The sequence below is a fragment of the Gardnerella sp. KA01002 genome, assembly GCF_049244015.1.
GTDB classification, from domain to species: Bacteria; Actinomycetota; Actinomycetes; order Actinomycetales; family Bifidobacteriaceae; genus Bifidobacterium; species Bifidobacterium vaginale.
The window spans coordinates 950301-972862 of sequence record NZ_CP058365.1 but is presented as its reverse complement, the minus strand read 5'-3'; the positions used below and the strand labels follow the sequence as shown (position 1 = coordinate 972862).

Annotated in this window: 14 protein-coding genes; 13 read left to right on the top strand and 1 reads right to left on the bottom strand. The window is 43.9% G+C overall.

Features of this window, described 5'->3' with window-relative positions; translation table 11 throughout:
• Nucleotides 1-6 precede the first annotated feature (6 nt).
• The 13 genes from HXT60_RS03795 (at nucleotide 7) to HXT60_RS03735 (ending at nucleotide 21319) form a co-directional block, all read left to right on the top strand.
• The gene (locus HXT60_RS03795; RefSeq protein ID WP_004113089.1) at nucleotides 7-624 is read left to right on the top strand and encodes a 50S ribosomal protein L25/general stress protein Ctc; all 618 of its coding nucleotides are present in this window, start codon (nucleotides 7-9) and stop codon (nucleotides 622-624) included.
• Nucleotides 625-941: 317 nt separating this feature from the next.
• Complete coding sequence (locus HXT60_RS03790) at nucleotides 942-10241, top strand: InlB B-repeat-containing protein (RefSeq protein WP_421790782.1); 9300 nt, start codon at nucleotides 942-944, stop codon at nucleotides 10239-10241.
• 102 nt (nucleotides 10242-10343) lie between these two features.
• On the top strand, nucleotides 10344-10556 hold the full coding sequence (rpmE, locus tag HXT60_RS03785; RefSeq protein WP_004114884.1) for a 50S ribosomal protein L31: 213 nt from the start codon (nucleotides 10344-10346) through the stop codon (nucleotides 10554-10556).
• Nucleotides 10557-10698: 142 nt separating this feature from the next.
• Nucleotides 10699-11796 carry a peptide chain release factor 1 gene (prfA, locus tag HXT60_RS03780; protein WP_004114886.1) on the top strand — a complete coding sequence of 366 codons (1098 nt, stop codon included), beginning with the start codon at nucleotides 10699-10701 and terminating at the stop codon, nucleotides 11794-11796.
• Between the two features lie 69 nt (nucleotides 11797-11865).
• On the top strand, nucleotides 11866-12765 hold the full coding sequence (gene prmC, locus HXT60_RS03775; RefSeq protein ID WP_004117676.1) for a peptide chain release factor N(5)-glutamine methyltransferase: 900 nt from the start codon (nucleotides 11866-11868) through the stop codon (nucleotides 12763-12765).
• Nucleotides 12758-13432 carry an L-threonylcarbamoyladenylate synthase gene (locus tag HXT60_RS03770; RefSeq protein WP_116437744.1) on the top strand — a complete coding sequence of 225 codons (675 nt, stop codon included), beginning with the start codon at nucleotides 12758-12760 and terminating at the stop codon, nucleotides 13430-13432. Before prmC ends, HXT60_RS03770 begins: the two co-directional genes overlap by 8 nt.
• Nucleotides 13429-14532, top strand: coding sequence for an MraY family glycosyltransferase (locus HXT60_RS03765; protein WP_004113078.1), 1104 nt, complete (start codon nucleotides 13429-13431; stop codon nucleotides 14530-14532). The genes HXT60_RS03770 and HXT60_RS03765 overlap by 4 nt, the downstream gene beginning before the upstream one ends.
• 81 nt (nucleotides 14533-14613) lie before the next feature.
• Nucleotides 14614-16158, top strand: a complete 1545-nt coding sequence (gene guaB / locus HXT60_RS03760) for an IMP dehydrogenase (RefSeq protein ID WP_004114891.1) — start codon at nucleotides 14614-14616, stop codon at nucleotides 16156-16158.
• A gap of 183 nt (nucleotides 16159-16341) precedes the next feature.
• The gene (locus HXT60_RS03755) at nucleotides 16342-16581 is read left to right on the top strand and encodes a hypothetical protein (RefSeq protein ID WP_004120033.1); all 240 of its coding nucleotides are present in this window, start codon (nucleotides 16342-16344) and stop codon (nucleotides 16579-16581) included.
• 136 nt (nucleotides 16582-16717) lie between these two features.
• On the top strand, nucleotides 16718-16969 hold the full coding sequence (locus tag HXT60_RS03750; RefSeq protein WP_004130611.1) for a hypothetical protein: 252 nt from the start codon (nucleotides 16718-16720) through the stop codon (nucleotides 16967-16969).
• 71 nt (nucleotides 16970-17040) lie between these two features.
• On the top strand, nucleotides 17041-17748 hold the full coding sequence (orn, locus tag HXT60_RS03745; protein ID WP_248902471.1) for an oligoribonuclease: 708 nt from the start codon (nucleotides 17041-17043) through the stop codon (nucleotides 17746-17748).
• Between the two features lie 39 nt (nucleotides 17749-17787).
• Nucleotides 17788-19245 carry a PIF1 family DEAD/DEAH box helicase gene (locus tag HXT60_RS03740; RefSeq protein WP_020760593.1) on the top strand — a complete coding sequence of 486 codons (1458 nt, stop codon included), beginning with the start codon at nucleotides 17788-17790 and terminating at the stop codon, nucleotides 19243-19245.
• Nucleotides 19246-19489: 244 nt separating this feature from the next.
• Complete coding sequence (locus tag HXT60_RS03735; protein WP_041160637.1) at nucleotides 19490-21319, top strand: proline--tRNA ligase; 1830 nt, start codon at nucleotides 19490-19492, stop codon at nucleotides 21317-21319.
• Nucleotides 21320-21525: 206 nt separating this feature from the next.
• Here HXT60_RS03735 and HXT60_RS03730 read toward each other — a convergent pair whose 3' ends face one another.
• Nucleotides 21526-22170 carry a single-stranded DNA-binding protein gene (locus HXT60_RS03730; RefSeq protein WP_004138146.1) on the bottom strand — a complete coding sequence of 215 codons (645 nt, stop codon included), beginning with the start codon at nucleotides 22168-22170 and terminating at the stop codon, nucleotides 21526-21528.
• Nucleotides 22171-22562 lie beyond the last annotated feature (392 nt).

Genomic DNA, 22562 nt, shown 5'->3' with positions numbered 1-22562 from the left:
ACCGATATGGCTACAAAGATTACACTTGAAGGCGAAGTTCGCAATGAATTCGGTAAGGGCGTTGCTCGCCGTTTGCGTGTTGCCAATTTGATTCCAGCCAGCATTTACGCTGGTGGTGCTGAGCCTGTACACGTGACTCTTCCAATGAGGGAGACTACTCTTTCTCTTCGTCACGCAAACGCTTTGTTTACCATTAAGTTTGGCAATGAGTCACGAATCGCAGTTGTTAAGGACGTTCAGCGCAACCCTGTTAAGCGCATCGTTGAGCACATTGACTTCTACGAGGTTAAGGCTGGCGAAAAGATTGACGTTGAGGTGCCAGTGTTTGTTGAAGGTACTCCAAAGGGTGCTGCTGTTGCATTCGTAGACGTTCAGGAGCTTAAGGTTCGCGCAGACGTTGCCAACTTGCCAGAGCGCTTGGTGGTTAATGTTGACGGCTTGACCGATGGCACCAAGGTGTTTGCTAAAGATGTTAAGCTTCCTGAGGGCGTTGTGCTCGACATGGATGGCGAAGAGTCTGTTGTTAGCGTTACTGTTCCAGAAGATGCTGCTACAGAAGAGCCAGCTGCTGCTCCTGCTGCCGATGCTGCTGCTCCTGCAGCCGAAGCTCCTGCAGCCGAGTAAGGTTTTGCTTAGGATTTTCTAAGATTTTATAAGCCGCGCGTAGTCAAGATTTTCTTGGCTTGCGCGGTTTTTTGAAAAATCGAGAATCTCTACCAAGCATGGTATTTCACTTAGTACAAGAAACACCAAAAACACAGAAATTGCAATGCTTATGGGGGGGGGGGTATCCATAGCTTGTGCTTAAATAATAAAGGTTAAGTATTTTTTTGGAGTGCACTGGTTACTAAACATTGCCGTATGTTGTGTATTTTGATTGTTGAATACTAAACGTGCATGTTGATTCTATGTACTAGATGTAACGGAGTTTGGGAGTCGAATTGGCTAGAACTAAAAATAGTGGTAGTGACGTTTTAAGCATTAAATCTGCTAAGCATAAGAGTGTTTCTGGCGACACTAAGAACGCTAATAACGTTAAGAGCGCTAAGAAAAATGCTAAGGCTGCTAAGCGTTCTTCCTCGTCTACTGCTACTAGTGCTTCTAGTCATCGCCTTGGCGTTGCAGCTGTAGCTTTAGCGTCTACATTGTCTATGGTGTTGCCTGGCGCAGCGGCTTTAGCTAGGACTTCTTTTAACCCTGATTCTTTTGATCCGTCTTATGTAAATAGTGTTGCTAAGACTTCTGGCAAAGGTGCTGGGAATGGCGCCGGCAAAGGCTCTGGTAATGGCAAGGGCGATGGCGATGGAAACGGCTTATATAAGCATGGATTGCTTAACACGGGTGCTCCTTCTGATCGCACTACGCGCCATATGTTTGATTCTGTTAAATATTCAGTTAAAAATACTGATTCTAATTCTATCGCTGAAGGCGTTGAGAATCAGGAAACGGTTGCTGGCGATTCTTCCGTAGGTGTTAAGGATTATGGCGAATATTTTGTTACAAATGGCGATTCGTCTTCGACTTCAAATCGTTCTTTTGATACTAATAATTTTGAGGATAGATCTGCGGCTAGTAGTGCAGACAGTAATGCAGATAATAGTGCTACTAAGACTGCGACTAAGAGTGAGCAAGGTACAGCAAGTTCTGAGATTGCAAAACATGTAAAATCTGCGAAGAGGTCAGATACAACGCAGACTAAGGATGAGAAAACCAATCCAGCTGAAACTGGTAAAGTCGCGGAGAAGCCAAAGTCGAACGCGTCTGTACATGCACATAAAACGACTGAAAAGCCAACTGCTGCAAAACCTAAAGTTGAAAATTCTGTAAAGCCAGCAGATACAAAGGCTTCAGATACAAAGGCTTCATACACAAAGCCGGCTGCTGCTCCTGCAGCGAAGCAATCTGCACAACCAGAAACTTCACAGCCTGCAAGTGCAAAGACTGTTGCGAAGACGAAACCAGAGGCAAAGGCTGAACCAAATCAGAATTCAGCGCAGACTGAACACGCTGAAAATAAGCAGCCTGCTACAGAGCAGAATACAAACGCACAACCTTCAAGCACTCACGAAGAAAATGCGAATACAGTAAATGATGCAAATAAGCCAAAAGTGCGTTCTCGTAGGAGTGTTGATGAAAGTGCAAACGGTTCTAACAAGGGGAGTAGTGTAACTCCTGCAAGTAATGCGCCTGAAACTCCGTCTGCTTCTGCACCTTCAGCAGGTACAGAATCTAGCGCTGGTGCTGGAAATACAGCGAGCCCAAGTGCAGAAGGCAATGGCAATGCTCAAGGGGGGCAAGGTGCGCAAGGGCAAAGTGCAGAAAATCCAACTGCACAAGGCACTGCACAAGGTTCGCATGATAATGCGCAAGGTGCAGTTACAGGTACAGGCGTCACTGGCAAAGATAAAAGCGCTACGCCTTCACCTGCTTCACCTGCTTCACCTGCTTCTACACCGACCGCTGGCACACAGAACACTGGCACAACAACTAATAACGCAGCAACTGATCCAAATAGCCAGGTAATTAAGCCGAATACAGATAATCCAGAGGCGAAGAGCACAGATAAAGCCAACGAACAGGTACAAACTGACAAAAAGCCAAAAGCTACATACAATTTGCAAATTCGCTATACGATTGGTGGCGCTGCGAATAAGCAGCTTGTGCAGCCGTACGAGCTTACGATTGACAAAGCCGGCTTCGATAATCTTGGCAAAGATGGCAAGTACGAATATATTGAGCTTCCAAAGTCTGCTGGATACCGCCCATCTGTATATCATTCAGGCACATACCAGTACTACATTAAAAACGATAAAAACGAGTTCGTTATTGACGACGGCACAAATGCTGATGCTGTTCGCTACTTGCGTCTAGACAAAAATCTTATTAAAGAATACGCTGTAAAGAAAAGGCAGGCTGTTGGGGGAAATAACGTCGCTCAAGCTCCGCAAACCTCATCATCTCAAACAACTACAAATCCGCAATCTTCATCCTCTACGCAGATGCCAGCAGAAGACGGCATTCAGTACTACGGCGAGTTGAACATCAACTACGCTCCTAAAACAGCTAAGTACTATGTGCGTCACTTGGTGCAAGATCTCGATAATAAGGATAAGTTTATCGATGCTCCTAATTTGGGTATAGGTAAAGTAATTACTGTAACGCATAAGGATGGCACTACTGAGAAAATACACGTTACAGAGATTACTGGCACAGTTGGCTCGGATGTAACAGCTGTTTCAACGTACATCCCAGGCTACGAACCGGAGCATAATCTTATTAGCTCGCCGCTTTCGGATTCTGAAGATGAAAAAGACAAGCTAGTTTTGAACCTTCGCTACTACCGTAAAGCGTATGAAGTTACGTACGATTCTGATGGCGGCACGGATGTTACTGCTCAAAAAGTGTATTACCAGCAAGATGTGCCACAAGTTACGAACCCAACTAGGCGCGGTTACACTTTTAAAGGATGGTCTTTAGTAGATCCTAGCAAAGAGAGTGATCCGCTTTATGCTGAGAATACTATTGTTTCTCTTGATGACTACAAGATGCCGGATCACAATGTGCAATTCCGCGCTAATTGGGAAGCGAACAATACTACTAGCTACCGCGTGAACGTGTGGGTGCAAAAAGCGGATTTAGTTGACAAAGATAATCCAAATTCGCTTAAAAACTACGACTTTGTTGGTCTTGTTGAGCGCAAGAATGTGAAGACAGATAGCGACGTTGCGCTTGATAAAATGGATGATGCCGGCGTTATTAAGGACGCTAATGCTCTTAATGGAACAAGCGCGGATGATTATGTAAGTGCCCCAGAGCTTGGCTTAACTAAAGAAGAGCTGCAGGGAAAAGATTCTGACCATAAGACTGGCTTAATTTCAAAGTTCAACTGGATGAACGATACGCCTGTAACAAGCTTAGATGGGTACAATACCGCGAATCCTGGTGCCGCTGAAAATAAAGGCAAGGATTTATTTACGCGCTACTTCCATGTGAATAAGGAGCTTACTAAAAAGCTTAATACTGAGCAACATGATTTTGTGCCGGGTCGCCCAGATTTAGGCAAACGTAGTAAATCGCAGCTTTGCGCTGACGACTTAAACAACACTCTTAACTTAGTTTACGACCGCAATACTTACGAGCTTATTTTTGCTAAGCCTGCTGGTATAAAAAATGATAGCTTAAACAATGCTGCTATAAAAAGAAAAGACGAAAACGGCAAAACAACTATTTATTGCTATGCTGGCGGCGGCGATTGTTCAACGGAGTATGATAATAATAACGAAGATGATAATGGCAATGTAATTAACCATAAAGGTTACCGCGTAAATGTTCGTTACGGTCAAAAGCTTACTGATATTTGGCCTGATATAAATGAATTAGATTTTAATAAAGAAGATATAGGCTCTTTAGGATGGCAGCTTGGATATTCAGGGAAAGTAGAGTATCGTGACACTCCTCCGTATCGTTTTACTATAAAAGAATTTGCTGACCCTAGTTTGCGTGTTGCTCTTAAGAATGGTGCTGGAACAGTGCCTAAAATTAGCGATGACCCTGAGAGTAATACCCAAACTGCGTACGAGCTAAAAGATAATCAGCGTCTGCTTACTGCTGATACCAGTAGTAAAAGTGCGCCTATACAGGTGATTATTAGGAAGCAAAGTATTGCGTCTGCTAAAAACGGTGGCGATGATATAGACGACAATGATTATGAGCTTTCAACTGATTCATATAGCAAAGATGATACTTCCAACGATAGCTATAAATATACAGCTCCATCTATTGCAGGTTTTAATCCTGCTAATGGTTATGATAAGACAAAAGTTAGTGATTCGTTAGATTCAGACGACTTTGAAGATAAACGGGAAGAGTGGTATAACGAATCTCATGGTCATGGGAATTGGGATGATTTAAGTGATGATGAGAAGAATGCTTTTGCTAAAAAGTATCATTTAGAATTTAGAAAATTTAGGGGCGTTCCAGTAGATGAACAAGAAGATTATTCTGGTGATGCAACTGAATTTGAAGAAAACAAAATAATTGAATTTAGATACGACCGCAAGTCGTATGATGTGCAGTTTTATAATGCGGATGGCAATGCTATAAAGGACGGCAATGGCTCTGCTAAAGAGAGCCTGCCGTTCGAGTATAGCTTGACTAAGCGCGGCAAAAAAGATTTGACGGGCGAAGACAAAGATTTATACGGAAACGATACATCTTATGATGCTTCTGTAACTAAAGATGGTGGTGATAACACCGCAACTCAGTTCGATGGCAAGTACACATTCACACTTAACGGCAAGACTTACTCCATCGTTCGCCCTGCTGATTTGCCAGAAGACTATGTGTTTAAAGGCTGGGCTGTTGATCAGGCTGGTACTCAGTTTATAAATGGCGAAAACAAAGATATTACAATGCCAGTCAACGGCATTAAGCTTTACGCTGCCTGGGGTAAGCCAACTAATATTAAGCACACTGTGACGCTTGACTACCATATGCCTGGAACTGACGAAAACGGCAATACTATCCAAGATGTAGTTAAGAAAAAAGAGTTCGCTCGCTACAATGTTATTGACGAAAAGAATGATATAAAGGTTCCAACGCGTAAGGGCTACGACTTCTACGGTTGGGAAATTACTAAGAACGGCAAAACTTTGCCGTACGCTTTTGGCAATAAAGTAGTAGAAGATATAAAGCTTGATGCAGTGTGGGTTAGGGATACTCGCTACAACGGTACTTTTAAGCACATATTCTTAAAGCCAGGGTACACGTTTGCTGACTATAAGAAAGAGGGTCTTTCAGACGCAGAAAAAGCCGCGATGGTGGATCACATTTCTACTCAAACGGTTTCAGGTTTGCGCGAGCATTTGCGCTACAATGCTGAAGCAGTCTACAGTGACGAAACGCACTTCCCGGATAAGCATTTCACGAGCTTTGAAGCCTCGAGTGATGAGAAGCAGAATACTGGCGAGTTTATTTACCAAACGTACAATACGCGCAAGTATAAGGTAAAGTATATTGATCAAAACGGCAAGGAGCTTCTTCCAGAAAGCGAAGTCAGCTCTGTAAATAGAAACTATGACGTAGCATTCTATAAGCCGATTGAAGGATTTATGCCGGAAACTACGCAGAAGAATATTATTTATACTACTGATAGCGAAGGTAAGCAGACTAACGGTATCCCTACAATCACCTTCAAGTATAAAGACGTTCGCGTGCTTAAGCGCCAGGACGATAATCAGTATCGCCCAACCAACTACACGCGCTACGTGTTCAAAGTGGATGATAAGCAAGGCTCTATGGGTAGCGTTGTTGACTGGCAAAATAATAATGTAGCTGACGGCTCTGCTCTTGTGTACGACGCAATTAAGGGCACGAAGGCATACCAGATGCCACTTCCAACAGTGAAAGCAAAGCAAGGCTATGAGTTTGATGGCTGGACTTCGCAAATCGGTTCGTATGATGCTGGCTCTACGAAGCTTCAGTATGCTGATGGCGTAAGTCGCTTGCCGATTCGCTCTGAAGAGCAGAACAGTCCTGAGGTAATTTACACTGCTAAATTCAAGCTAAAAGCTCCTGTTGCTGCAGCTCCGCAAGTGCTTAAGCCAACTGAGAATATTAGTATTGCAAATAGTGATGATGCTAAGAAGCTTATAACGAATGCTGGTGATTATCCAGATGGTGCTAAGTTCAGCTTTGCTGATGGTGAAAAGTTTGACAACACTCCAGGCTTGCACAAGATTAAAGTGCAAGTGAAGCTTGGTGATAACAGTGCTGAAGCTGAAGTGCTGTACCGCGTGCTGCCAGATTTGGTGTACGCAAGCGATTGGGATAAGTTCAAAGCTACCGACTACGGCAAAGCTCATATTGACGAGTATGCACCGATTACTTTTACCGGAAAGAATGATGAAGGCACTATTGTTGGTCACGATGGAGATAATGCTAATCATCCTGCTGGCGGAGAAACTACTCTTACTGCGTACGTTTATAAGGGTAAGGAAGTTAGAATCCGCGTGCCGCAAGCCTTCGGTAAGGATCACGGTCAAGATAATTACTACTATGTGTTCAAGGGCTGGGCAACTAAGGTTGTAGAACCGACTGCTGAGAATCCAAATCCAGAGCAGAAGTACGATATCGATCCTGAAGGTCGTTATAAAGATGTTACTGTTGACGATAATTCTGGCAAAACTTACACCGCTGTTTACAAGAAGATTGAATACTTCTCTAGCACTTCTGACGGTGGTGAAGTTCCTAAGGATGCTGTAGTTGCAATCTTCAAGCCTGCTCCAGGGCGATTGTGGAAAGATGGCACAAGCGGCCCTAAAGTGTTCTACGTAAAGAAGGGCACTGATCTTGAGAAGATTACAAAAGAAGGAAGTGGCGCATTAGCTTGGCTTAATAATCAGCTAACTGGCGCTAAGGGAACTTGGTCTCGAAGCAGCATGCTTAACGACGGTAAGAAGGTTGATTCAATTCCAAATGTCGCTGACTCTACTGACAAGTGGAAAGTCAATGAACCATTCCAAGAGTTCGTGGCAGATCAAACCCCTTGGACAGAACCAACAGTGCAGACTGATTACTTGGTCGCTGTGCAAGATAAGCCTGACACGCTTCCAAAGTTAACCGATTTTATAACTAATATGCCTCAACTCAAAGCAGATGCTGCTACGAATAATGGCGTAGAAGACATAAAAGTCGAATATGATTTACCAACTGAAGCTGAACAAAATACATTAAAGCAGAAGATGCTTAAGAAACCTGCTTTGTACACTGTTCCTTTGAAAGTTACAGTTAAGTATAAGGATGCAGCAGATTACAAGACTTATAGACTTGTAGGACGCTTAAAGGTGATTTACCAGTTGATGTACGATAAGAGCCTACCGAAACCAGATAGTACTCAGCCTTCACATCAGCCTGGCGATACTAATCCTCTTACGGGTGTTGCTGCAGAGCGTGATCTTGTTCTCAATAAGGATAAGTATGTTAAGGTCAACTTTATAAATGCCAATCAAGTTGATCATAAAGATCAGGGCAGCCTTGATAAAGATACTACTAAGCTGTACTACGTTCTTAAAGACGATGTTACGGGCGTAAAAGCTCCGCAAGCTGTTGGCAAGGATTATGACGCTGATGGATACCATTACGTGTTCAAAGGCTGGAGGAAGCTTGAGAATTTTGTTGATAATGATAATTCTGATGCTCGTTCGCGTGCAAGAAGAAGCTTAGCAAATCAACCTGAAATTCCTGTCACTACTTTGATGGTAAGTGAACCAGCATCTGCAACTAGCGTTGATGTGCAAAACGCGAATGGTGAAAAGTTGTTAACGAATGATGAGATTCGCAAATTAAAGTACTCTGAAAATACTACATACCAAGCAGTGTATGAAAAGGTGATGAACATCATCGACGCGAAGAGTAATGAGAAAATTCCAGATAACTACGTGCCGTATGTGTTCTTACCAGCTTTCGGAAGGAAGTGGGATGATGGCTCATACAAACCGAAAGTTATCTACTTTAAGTCCGATAGTACTACATATGAAAATGACGTTAATAATAAAACTAATGAGTTAAAGCAACAGCTTAAGGGCTTTAGCAAGTGGGAAGTTTATGATGCAGGCAACAAACCTGTTCCGTTAACTGACACAAATAAGAATAGACAAATTCGCGTATATGTTGCAAATCAGATTGCTGATATGCCTGTGAATGTATCTCAGTTTGTTAAGAGTGTTGGAGACGAAGTTCCTGCTCCTGATGAGCTTGTGTCTGGTGTTGATCCTAATAACCTAGAGATTGCGGGCATGCATGGTGCGGGTGTAGCTTATTCTTCCGGTGCCAATTCCGTTCGTATTGCAAAGCCGGGCATTACTACTGTTAGAGTGAGGGTTGAAACATCTGATCCAAATAAGAAGGGTGCAAAGATAGTACGTTATGAAAATGTACCTATTCAAGTGCTTCCGAATGTGATTGCAGAGAGAGATTTACCTTCAAGTAACAGTCAAGCAGGAAAGTTTATTTTAGAAAACTACACAAAGGTAACGTATGTAGCTGGCAATGGCGGAACTATGCAGTCACGAGTACATACATACTGGGTGCGTAAAGATAGAATATCTGAAATAAATAATTATATTCCAGACGTTCTTGCTAACAAAGGTTACATATTCAAGAATTGGGATGAAGTATCTTACTCTAAACATATTGATACCATCTATAACAGTGCTGATAACCACAAATCAACTGATATTGAGCGTGAAACATTAGCTAAGATTGCTGAACGCTATGGCATGTCGTTTACAGCTAATGTAATCCGCAAATCTAAGAATTCTACATTTGCGGCTATAAAGAATATTCTTGCTGAAGCTATAAATAACGAGAATATGAGTTATGAAGCAAGTCGTAATAGATTGGCTATTGTTGCTGAAACATTAGGAAAGTCATATACGGCAAAAATAATTCGTAATTCACAACACTCAACTATTGAAGCTTTGAAGAATTTACTTGTACAAGCTGGTATTACTGACGCTGATATTGCAATGGTATTCCCAGAAAGCGAAACCATTATTACTGCAAACTTCGAGAAGATGGCTCCTATGAAGTTTAAGTTTAGTGGTTCTGCTCGCGAGGGTATTCTAACGAACTTCAGATTGCAAAACATGACTGAAGGAGATGTTAATAACACAACGGTTACAGTAGATGGCAAGACATTAACTATTAACGAGTTAGTTGCTCAAGGCTTGACTTCTGTAAACGGCATTAACGCAAATTGCGCTGGTACTGAATGCAAGATTTCTGGCACGCCTAAGATTGTTGACGGCAAGCCGAAAGTTGAGCTAACGTTTACTACTACCGATAAGTATGGTCGCGAAGCGGAAATTACTGTTGAAATTGATGTGATTTCTGAGAGCAAACCTGCTCCAACGCCTGTGCCGCCAGCTCCTGCACCAGCTCCGTCGAAGCCAGAAGAAGAGCCAAGACAAGAAGAATATCCGATGCCAGAATCATATCCGTATATTCCAATGCCTGAAGCTCCTTTGACTGAAGTAGTACCTGAACAGGCTGCGGAACCGAAGCAAAAAACAGAGCCAGAAGCTGTGAAGGATTCTGCAAAGCAGCCGTCAGAAGCTCTGCCTCAAACGGGTAGTGACGTTACACAGTCCGCGTTAGTCGCCAGCTTGTTAGCGTCTGTTGGTTTAGCTGGATTTGCTGCTAAGCATCGCAGACGTAAGAACGAAGATAACGAAAGTTGATTTGTTGAGTCGAGGGTAGTGACTAGAATAACGAAGGTTCCGGTTCACGCTTAGCTATTGGGGCTTTGCGACCCGGGTCGCCCGAATTCCATAGGAGACATTATGAAGCAGGGTATTCATCCCGACTATCACGCAGTGCAGGTTACCTGCTCCTGCGGAGACACTTTCGTAACTCGTTCCACCGCAAATGGCGATCATATGACGGTTGACGTGTGCTCAAAGTGCCACCCATTCTATACCGGCAAGCAGAAGATTCTCGACACCGGCGGCCGCGTGGCTCGCTTCGAGAAGCGCTACGGTAAGAAGACTAAGTAGCTTTTTAAACGCCAGCCCTGCTTTCGTGTAACTCGCGGAATCGGGGCTGGCGTTTTATGTGCAACATACATGCGTCTTACAATATTTAAATTTAATATTTTCGATTCAAAATCCGCGTTATGCGCGACTACAAAGGAATATGATGGCTGAGTCAGTAGAGGAACAGTTCCCAGCAGCGGTTACAGCTCTAAACGAATACCGCGATATTGAAAATCGCATGGGAGAGCCAGAAGTAGCGTCTAATCCAGACGCAATTCGCAAGCTCGGTCGTAGACACGCAGAACTCGGGTCAATCGTAAGCGCGTACCTAAATTACAAGCAGCTTTGCGAAGACTACGAAGTAGCTAGCGAAATGGCAAGCGAAGACGAAGACTTAGCAAAAGAAGCAAAACAATTAGAAGAACAAATTCCAGCAGCAAAAGAAAAGTTGCGCACAGCGCTGATTCCTAGAGATCCAGACGATGCGCGAGACATGATTATGGAAATCAAAGCTGGTACGGGCGGCGAAGAAGCGGCTCTGTTTGCTGGAGATTTGTTGCGCATGTATATGCGTTACGCGGAAAAGCGCGGCTGGACTACCGTAATCCAAAGCGAAAATTCGACGGAACTTGGCGGCGTAAAAGACGTGCAGCTTGCGATTCGCGCAAAAGGTACGCCTGCTCCAGAAGACGGCGTGTGGGCAAGCATGAAATACGAGGGCGGCGTGCATCGCGTGCAGCGAATCCCAGTAACTGAATCGCAAGGGCGTATTCAAACTTCCGCGGCTGGTGTAATCGTGTTCCCAGAAGCAGACGAAGACGACGACGAAATCGAAATCGATCCAAAAGACCTGAAAATCGACATCTTCATGAGCTCTGGTCCTGGCGGACAGTCCGTGAACACTACTTATTCCGCTGTCCGTATGACACATATTCCAACGGGAATTGTTGTTAGCATGCAAGATGAAAAGTCGCAAATTCAAAACCGTGCGGCAGCTCTTCGTGTGCTAAAGTCGCGCTTGCTAGCCATGAAGCACGAGCAGGAGGCTGCGGAGGCTGCAGATATGCGCCACTCGCAGGTGCGCTCGTTGGATCGCTCCGAGCGAATCCGCACGTACAACTTCCCAGAAAATCGTATCGTGGATCATCGCACAAACTACAAGGCATACAATCTTGACCAGGTGCTTAACGGCGATTTGCAGCCTGTTATAGACAGCGATATTCAGGCGGATGAAGCCGATCGCTTAGCTAAAGCCAAGTAAGTAGTAATATCTTTAAACTCGTTGCTTGTGTTGGCTTGTAGGAATTAGCTTCTAGGAATTGCTTGTATTATGCGCGAACTCTTGCAAAATGCTATTGCGTGTCTTTGTAAAGCAGGCGTAGATTCTCCACAATATGATGCGCGTGTACTTTTAGCACACGCTTGTGGCGTAAGTTTGGCAGACTTAAACAAAGCGCTAATACTTGGCGATTTTAAGAATTTTTCGCACGATTACGCTAGCAAATATAGCGATTTTATATCTAGACGTGCTTCGCGCGAGCCATTGCAACATATTATTGGATGCGCTACTTTTCGCTACATAGACCTAATAGTTGGCAAAGGCGTTTTTGTGCCGAGGTCCGAAACAGAAGTGGTAGTTCAAGAGGGAATAGATTGGATTCGCGCAAATAATCTAAAAAATCCTATTGTTTTAGACTTGTGTGCAGGCTCGGGAGCGATTGGATTATCGGTTGCAAGCGAAGTTGCAGATTCGCAAGTGTGGGCTGTGGAAAAGTCGCCAGAAGCTTTTGAATATTTGCAAAAAAACTACAACAAAATCGCGGAAAAATATGATATTTTAAACAGATATCACGCAATATTAGGCGATGCTACAAACGTTAATCTGCCTGAAACAGCTGCGATTAAAGAGAAAGTAGACGTAGTAATCACAAATCCGCCGTATGTGCCAGAAAGCAAGCCATTAGAGCAGATTGAAGCTCGTGACTACGACCCAAAAATAGCGTTATATGGTGGATCTCAAGATGGGCTACTAATACCGCAAAAAATTGTAAAAGCGAGTTTTGCATATTTGCGTAGGGGTGGAATAATGATTATGGAACACGATATTACGCAAGGAGAAGCGCTTGCAGATTATGCAAAAAACGTAGGATTTAGCAGCGCAAAAGTCAAAAACGACTTAACAAACAGAGCAAGATTTGTAGTATGCAAAAAAGAGGCTAAAAATGAGTAAAATTTGCACGATTAACGAAGAATCATTGCAACTTGCAGCGCAAATAATCAACGCAGGCGGCGTAATCGTAGTGCCAACAGACACAGTTTACGGAGTAGCATGCGACCCATTTAACGAGGATGCAGTAGCGAAAATCTACCAACTAAAGCGCAGACCGCGCACAAAAGCCTTGCAAATACTTATGAGTAGCGTAAGTGACTTAGAAAAACTTGGGCTTTACTTGCCAAGCCCACTAGACGTACTTGCGGAAAAATTCCTGCCAGGCGGATACTCACCAATCGCGCGCGCAAAAAAAGATTCGGTAGCTACAAGGCTTGCTACGCTTTGTAAAGCAGATGAGAGCAGTGAGCAAAACAAAATCCAAGCTGAAGCAACGCAAGGCGTGCGCGTTCCAGATTGCCCAGAATTAATGCAAATTTTAAGAGTTACGGGCCCTTTGGCTGCATCTAGCGCAAATCGCAGCGGAAACGAGAGCGCAGACAGCGTAGAAGAGGCAGTAGCAGCTTTTGGAAACGAAATTCCGCTGTATTTAAATGCTGGTCCAACTCGCTCACACGTAGCAAGCACAGTAGTTGGCGCGGATGCAAGCGATAAAGACGGAATTGTGATTTTGCGCGAAGGCGTAATAAGTGAAGAACAGATAAGAGCAGAAAGTCGCAAGAAATGAGGGTATACCTGTTTATAGCAGCAATCGCAGGAGGCGCAACTTGGCTAATAATGCCGCTTGTACGTCATCTTGCGATTCGCATAGGAGCCGTAGGAAAAGTGCGCGCTCGCGACGTGCACACAATACCTACGCCACGTATGGGTGGAGTGGGAATGCTATTCGGCTTTGCTGTATCAATGGCGTTTGCAAGCTCCATGCCTTTTATTTCAGGGCTTTTTACAGGAACACACCAGCCGTGGGTAGTTTTAGCTGGAGCTGTACTCGTATGCCTTTTGGGTGTTTGTGACGACATTTGGGACTTAGATTGGATGCTAAAACTTGCAGGTCAATTGCTAATAGCTGTTTTTGTAGCATGGGGAGGGCTTCAAATCGTAACATTGCCGCTCGGCTCTCTAGTTACAGCGTCTCCAAGTCTTTCAATCGCAATAACCGCAATACTAATCGTGGCTTCAATTAATGCAGTCAACTTTGTAGACGGACTAGATGGACTGGCTTCTGGAATTGTGGCAATTGGCGGAATCGCCTTCGCGACATACTCTTATATTCTTGCGCGCACATCTCCAAGCTACGCTTCAATGGCAACTCTTATAGACGTTGCAATGGTTGGAATGTGCTTAGGGTTTATTTTGCACAATTGGCATCCTGCAAAGCTTTTTATGGGTGATTCTGGCTCCATGCTAATCGGGTATTTAATAACTTGCGCGTCTATTATAATGACGGGTCACTTAGATCCATCTGCAGTGCACACAAGCATATATTTGCCAGTATTTATGCCGATTTTGCTTCCGATTTTAGTGCTGTTTTTGCCAGTGTTAGACATGTGTTTAGCAATATGCAGAAGGCTTGCAAAAGGGCAGTCGCCAATGCATCCAGACCGCATGCATTTGCATCACAGAATGTTGCGCATTGGGCATTCTGTGCAAGGAGCGGTGCTTATTTTATGGGGTTGGGCGGCGCTTATATCTTTCGGGTCAATAATGATTCTGTTCTTTAAAGCAATTTACGTGCTTGTTGGCATGATTATTGCGGCAGCGCTGCTTACAGTTCTTACAATGATGCCATATTTGCGCAGGCGGCTGCCAGAGCTACGAAATTCGTAAAATAATACTCGAATACTCGCGAATCATAGTTCATGAAACGCGATTTTTACAAACGTCATAGCAAAAACGTATAGTAACCCTATGGCTACAACTGATATGAACACGGAATCCGTGTATGCTCCTGTTCCACCAATTTTCGAGAAGCTCGGCCTTGCTTATGATGATGTGCTGTTGCTTCCAAATGAGACTGATGTTATTCCTTCCGAAGTGGATACAACTACTCATCTAACTCGCGAAATCACTATGAAAGTTCCTGCAATTTCTGCAGCAATGGACACAGTAACCGAGTCCGATATGGCTATTGCAATGGCTCGAAATGGTGGAATTGGTGTTCTTCATCGCAATCTTTCTATAGATGATCAGGCTGCGCAAGTCGATATTGTTAAGCGCAGCGAGTCTGGTATGATTACCGACCCACTCACTGTTCACCCAGATGCAACGCTCGCAGATTTAGATAAATTGTGCGGGCGTTTTCATATTTCTGGTTTGCCAGTGGTAGATAGCGAAAATCGTCTAGTTGGTATTATTACCAATCGCGATATGCGTTTCATTGCTTCCGAAGACTATGATCGTTTGAAAGTCAAAGACGTGATGACTCGCGAAAATCTCGTTACTGGTCCTTCTAATATTTCTAAAGAAGACGCGCATCGTTTGCTTGCAGACAACAAAGTTGAAAAATTGCCTTTGGTTGATGCAGAAGGCAAGCTTACTGGTTTGATTACTGTTAAGGATTTTGTGAAGACTGAGCAGTATCCAGATGCTACTAAGGATGATCAGGGTCGCTTGCGCGTGGCTGCTGGAATTGGCTTCCTTGGAGATGCTTGGCAGCGTGCGTGCGCGCTTATGGAAGCTGGAGTTGACGTGCTTGTGGTTGATACCGCAAACGGAGAGGCTCGATTGGCTCTCGATATGATTCGCAGAATTAAGGCAGATAAGGCGTTTGACGGAGTACAAATTATTGGCGGAAATATTGCTACTCGCCAAGGCGCTCAGGCTATGATTGATGCCGGCGTCGACGCTGTAAAGGTTGGCGTTGGACCAGGCTCTATTTGCACTACGCGCGTTGTTGCAGGCGTTGGTGTGCCTCAGCTTACTGCTGTTTATGATGCGGCTCAGGCTTGCAAGGCTGCTGGCGTTCCATGCATTGCTGATGGTGGTATTCACTATTCTGGCGATATTGCTAAGGCTTTGGTTGCTGGCGCTGACACCGTTATGCTCGGCGGCACTTTGGCTGGTTGCGAGGAAGCTCCAGGTGAAAAGGTTTTGCTTCACGGCAAGCAGTATAAGCTTTATCGTGGCATGGGCTCGCTTGGCGCAATGGCTCCTCGCGGTAAGAAGTCTTATTCTAAGGATCGTTACTTCCAGGCAGACGTTACTAGCTCCGACAAGGTGGTTCCAGAAGGCGTGGAAGGCGAAGTTCCATATCGCGGTCCACTTAACGCTGTGCTTTACCAGTTGCTTGGCGGATTGCATCAGTCTATGTTCTACGTTGGTGCGCACAATATTAAGGAAATGCAAGAGCGCGGTCGCTTTATTCGCATTACGGATGCTGGTCTTCGCGAATCGCATCCTCACGATATTGTGATGACTGCAGAAGCGCCAAACTACAGCGGTTTCCACAACTAAATCGTAAGTTGCGTAAGTTGCGCGTATAAGTTGCGTATAAATCGCAAGTAATTTTGCATTAAACGGCGAAGAGTTAGCTAAGTCTTTTTTGCTACTTTCTAACTTTTCGTCGTTTTTGTTTTGACAATTCGTATAAAATTATTGTATAGTTAGTGGGATATCCCACTAAAAATGAGGTGTTTTGTGGAAGTAGTGAAAGATTATGACGTTCGTCTTGATAGTAAAAAGCGTGTAACTCTGCGCGGAGCTAAATACCCTTATTACAATGTTAAAGAATGTGATAATGGTTGTATTTTATTAGAGCCACGTGAGCTTACTATTCCTAAGAGTATCTCTTCTAAAACTCTTAAAAGTATGGATGAAGCAATCCGCAATTTTAAGATTGGCAAAGTCTCTGAACCTGTTGATCTCTCTGACTTCTAGGAGTAAGTGAATGAACTTCAATATTAGAATGGGTATTCCAGAGATGTCTAATATTTGGGAGAGATTGAAGAAAGAGTTTCTAGAAGGCAGTATAAGTAAAAAAGATCTTTCTCTTTATAAGAAATGGGGAAAATCTATGAAACTTTTATCTGAAAATCCAAGGCATCCAGGATTGCATACTCATGATATTGAAGAATTGACAAATAGATATGGTGTTAGAGTTTGGCAATCCTACTTGGAGAATAAAACAAGTAGTGCAATGAGAATGTATTGGGTTTATGGTCCAGATCATATGTCAATAACTATTATCGGTTTAGAGCCTCACCCTGAAGATAAGAAAAATGGATCATATTCTAGAATTTCACTTTCTGATATGCCAGAGATGTGATTTTAGCTGTTAGTCGTCGCTGGGAAGATGTAGGCTGATGGGTTCGAAAAAATATTAGGAAAGGAACGAAAATGGCTGAAGCTAAGGAAGATCTTACGTTTACGCCGGAAGAATCGCGCTTAATTTGGATTGATTGCGAGATGACGGGACTCGATATTTTCCACGACGAATTATGCGAAGTATCTGTAGTTCCAACTGATTTTAATTTGAAAGTTCTAGACGACGGTATTGATTTAGTGATTAAGCCGAGCGATGCTGCTGTGGCTCATATGAACGATTTCGTACGCAATATGCACACATCTTCTGGTCTTGTTGACGAGTGGAATAAAAACGGTTTGCCTCTAGAAGAAGCACAAAAGCAGGTTGTTGAGTATGTAAAGCGCTTTTTGCCAGAGCACGGAAAAGCACATCTTGCTGGCAACTCTGTTGGCTCCGATAAAAAGTTCCTCGACCGCTACATGCCAGATTTAATGGCAAATTTGCATTACCGCGTAATCGACGTAAGCACATTGAAGGAGATTTCGCGCAGACTTTACCCAGATGTTTACCGCAATAAGCCAGCAAAGCACGGAGGCCATCGTGCGCTCGCGGATATTATTGAGTCGATTGACGAGTTGCGCTACTACAGCGATATGATGTTCGTTCCAGCTCCAGGCCCAAGCGAAGCACAGGCAAAAGCTGGCGCACAGCACATTGAGAGCACGAGCTTGCTTCGTGACTATGAGCGCCGCGGTGAAGCATTAGAAGACGTAAATTCCGCAGAAAAGCGCGACTATTAAACAAAGCGCGACTACTAAACGCAATAAAAGGTACTGCCAATGAAGCAATCCGAAGCCCTAACCATAATCAACGCTGGTGCAAGCGTTTTCATTACCGGCGCTCCGGGTGCAGGTAAAACCTACGTATTAAACGAAGCTATTCGCGCAATGAGAAAAAACGGTTTAAACGTGGCTGTAACGGCTTCTACCGGAATCGCAGCAACGCATTTAAACGGTCAAACCATTCACTCGTGGAGTGGAGTTGGAGTTTCAAACGCGCTTAGCGATTCGCTTCTTAAAACCATTAGAGCTAGGCGAGGGAAACGCATAAAAGCCACGGAAGTGCTCGTGTTGGATGAAGTTTCAATGATTCACGCGTGGCTTTTTGACATGGTTGATGAAGTATGCCGCAAAGTGCGCAAAAACTCTGCTCCCTTCGGCGGACTTCAAGTAGTTATTTCGGGAGATTTCTTCCAGCTGCCTCCTGTGAGTACTTCTATGCGAAATCGTGATGTGTTCGAGCCAAGTCCAGAGTTTATTGAGTCGCGCGAAGAGTATGCTGCTGCTGGCAAAAATCCAGAAGGCTATATTACGGAATCTTTCGCCTGGGATGCTTTAAAGCCTGTTGTGTGCTATTTAACTGAGCAACATCGTCAGGATGACGGCAAATTGCTTGAAGTTTTGACGGATATTCGTGGCGGTCTTGTAAGCGACGAAGATAAGCAAGTGTTGGCTAGTCGCCTTGGTGAGTATCCGCAAGACGATGAAGTTTCAGTGCATCTTTTCCCTACGAACTCACAAGCAGATGGCTTAAATAATGTGCAGCTTGCGGCAATTGATGCTGAGCCTCACGAATTCGTGGCAACAGAAGCCGGCCCTAAAAATCTCGTCGAGCGTTTAAAAAAGAATATGCTCGCTCCAGAACGGCTTGTATTAAAGGTTGGAGCTGCAGTGATGGCGTTGCGAAATGATCAAGATAAGCAATATGTGAACGGCTCGGTTGGGCGAGTTTTGAGATTCGCACCTGAATCTAAAGGCGGATGGCCGATTGTTGAGTTTGAAAACGGCAATATTGTCACTCTTAAGCCGGCTGCTTGGGAAATGACTGATGGTGAGACTGTTCTTGCTAGCATAAATCAAGTGCCACTTAGATGCGCGTGGGGAATTACGATTCATAAATCGCAAGGTATGACGCTTGACAGTGCGGTAATGGATTTGCGTAGAACTTTTGCTCCCGGAATGGGATATGTGGCGCTTTCTCGCGTGGAAAATCTGGGCGGGCTTTATTTGGAAGGTATTAACGATCGCGCGTTTAGTGTTTCGGCGGATGCTGTACTGCTAGACGGATTCTTGCGAGAGGCTTCTAAACGCGCGAGTGAGTTGCTTGCTAGCGACGGTGCTGCTGCTTTCGTAACAAATAATGCGGAAGATGATTCTGCGAATCAGCAAGAGTTTGACATTTTTGGCGCTGTCAATTACGCAGATAATGAAGAGTTTTCTTTCGATAACGAGTTTTAGCATTTTGCGCCATGACTTGCCTGAGCGCTTAGAGCGTTTTGCGACTAATCCGCGCGAACGACATAATCTATATTCCGCTTTTTGTACGTGATTCGGGTCAAAATTGGTACAAAATGCGGAGGATGTTTCCAGAGTTTGTAGTCCAACACTCCATTTAGAGCTACAAAGTCGGTAAAGTGTTTTTGCTTTTGATTAGCTGTGTAAACAAGTGTTTATGTCCTCATGCGCAAATAGATTGGAACGCATGAATTCCAATGTACTTCGTATGTCTCAGCTGTTCCTTCGTACGCTGCGCGAGGATCCAGCAGACGCGGACGTAACTTCCGCAAAACTTATGCAGCGCGCAGGCTATATTCGTAAATCTGCCCCAGGTGTGTGGACTTGGTTGCCGCTTGGACTCAAGGTTTTAAACAAGGTTCAAGCGATTATTCGTGAAGAAATCAACGGTATCGGTGCGCAGGAGGTCCACTTCCCAGCGCTTCTTCCACGCGAGCCATACGAGGCTACAAACCGTTGGGAAGAGTACGGCGACAATATTTTCCGCCTTAAAGATCGCCATGAGGCTGACTATCTTCTTGCTCCAACGCACGAAGAAGTCTTTACTCTTCTTGTAAAAGATATGTATTCTTCGTACAAGGATTTGCCAGTTACTTTGTATCAGATTCAAACGAAGTATCGCGATGAATTCCGTCCTCGTGCAGGTCTTATTCGCGGACGCGAGTTTATTATGCAAGACGCTTACTCGTTCTCGATTGACGAAGATGGTTTGAAGTCCGCTTATGTTGAAGAGCGCGCTGCTTACGCTCGAATTTTTGACCGTTTAGGCATTAAATATGTGATTGTTCACGCTGTTTCTGGCCCTATGGGCGGATCGGATTCTGAGGAATTCTTGGCTCCAATGCCAATTGGTGAAGATACTTTTGCGCTCGCTCCTTCTGGAAAAGCTTGGAATGTTGAGGCTTTGACCACACCAGAAATGCAAGATGTTGACTGCTCGGCAACTCCTAAAATGGAGACTCTTGATACTCCAGATGCTAAGACGATTGAGGCTTTGGTTAAGGTTTCTAACGATTTGCATACACGCAAAGACGGCCGCGAATGGCAAGCAAGCGATACTTTGAAGAATCTGATCATTGCTGTTAAGCATCCAGCTGATGCTGAGGGCGGCGAGCACGAGGAGCCATGGCGCGAAATCGTGGCTATTGGTATTCCAGGTGACCGCCAGGTAGATATGAAGCGTCTTGAAGCTCAGTTTGCTCCTGCAGAAATTGAAGAAGCAACTGAGGATGATTTGAAGGCTCATCCTGAGTTTGTTAAGGGCTACATTGGCTTTAGCGTATTAGGTCCTCAAGCTCGCAAAGATGGTAGTGGAATTGAAAATCCTGTCCGCTACTTGATGGATGCTCACGTTGTAAAGGGCAGCGCCTGGATTACAGGAGCCGACGAAGACGGAAAGCATGTTTACAACGCTGTTTACGGCCGCGATTTTGAGGCTGATGGTGTTGTTGAAGCAGCCCAGGTTCGCGACGGCGATATGAGCCCAGATGGTTCCGGCCCATTGAGCTTCGAACGCGGTGTGGAAATCGGTCAGGTGTTCCAGCTCGGCTTAAAGTATTCTAAGGCTTTGGGCTTAAGCGTTCTTAACGAAAATGGTAAAGCTGTACCAGTTTGGATGGGCTGTTACGGTATTGGCGTTAGCCGCGTGATTGCATGCTTGGCAGAAACGCATCACGATGATGCTGGTCTTGCATGGCCTATGGCGATTGCTCCAGCTCAAGTTCACGTCGTTGCTACAGGCAAAGATCAAGTTGCTTTCGATGCTGCTGAGAAGGTTGTTGAAGAGCTTAGTAAGCAGGGAATCGAAGTAATCTTCGACGATCGTCCAAAGGTTTCTCCAGGCGTGAAGTTTAAGGATGCTGAGCTTGTTGGTGTGCCGCTGATTGCTGTAGCCGGCCGCGATACTGTGAACAATGGAACGATTGAAATCCGCGATCGCAACGGTTCAAACGTTGAGGCAATTCCAGTGGATGAGGCTGCTGCTCGAATTGTAGAGCGCGTTCGTGAACAGTTGTAATCGCAATAACTGTTAACAACGAATCAGCGATTAAGCAATTAAACTATTAAACAATTAAACGACTAAGCAATATTGCCGTTGGTGTAATGCTTTGTATATTATACGCATTATTTTCAGCGGCAATATTGCTATGAATAGTAAAAAATTATCTAAATTATTAGAATAGAATGTTCATAAGTTTTAATGTTTAATTCTATTAAAACTTTCTAAAAATCATTTACACCTCCTTCAATATCGTCATATTGGTTTTCTTCGACTTGTGAGACGAAATCTATTGTTTCTTTTGCTGAAGATTCAGCATCATAATGGTATTCTTGGCTGTCGTTTTCTTGCGAAGAATCCATAGAATATGTATTAGCCATAGGGTTTTTCATCGCCAAGCTCAAATCTTGGTTGGAATAAGTCTCTTGATTTGACCGATTTTCTTGGTTTATTTGATTAGTGTGATATTTGCTATTGTTACTCTGATCGGTTCTTCCACGATTATAAGAGTATTTAGTAAAAGCACTGATTCCTCGATTTAGGTCGTGTCCAATTGCGGTTGCTTCTAGTACAACTCGAGATCGGTCTTCTCCGTCTTTGTGCCAGGATTCCGTGTTTAAATTTCCACATACGACTATCGCGTCTCCCTTATGCACGCTTTTTAGTACATTTGCAGCTAAAGACTTGTATGCTTTTACTGTCATCCAAGTTGTCGGTCTATCTTTCCACTGTCTTTCCTCGCTATGATAGTAAGACGTTGTGCTTCCTATTCTAAGTGAGCATGCTGGTGAGTTTTCGTTGCGACTAAAGTTCACAGGGTCATTCCCTACATAGCCGCTGATTGTTAGTGTTGCTTGTTGTTGTGCCATATTCTTAACCTTTCAAAAGTTTGGACTGCGACTAATTTAAATCTCAAAATTCATCGCGCAACACGTGTTGATTATTGTGATTTTCAATAAATTTGCCGCAGTAGAATCAACTATGAAGTATCAAAAATAGTTTTGCAAGATATTTTTATCAATGTGGTTAAAGCCTATGCTTTATGCACATCGTTTAAAAACTCTTGACAAAATATATAAAACTGAGTAAGCGAGTCTAAAATGCGGAAAATATATGTAGATTGATATACTTAGAGGAAGTAGTTTTTGTTTTTCATTAGCATTGGAAGGTGAAGCTTGAATTTTTTGCCTACATGTTTGTGTTATTTGAATCAGGGATTACTGAAAAGTAGTTATTAATCACGTGGAGAGAGGACTACATT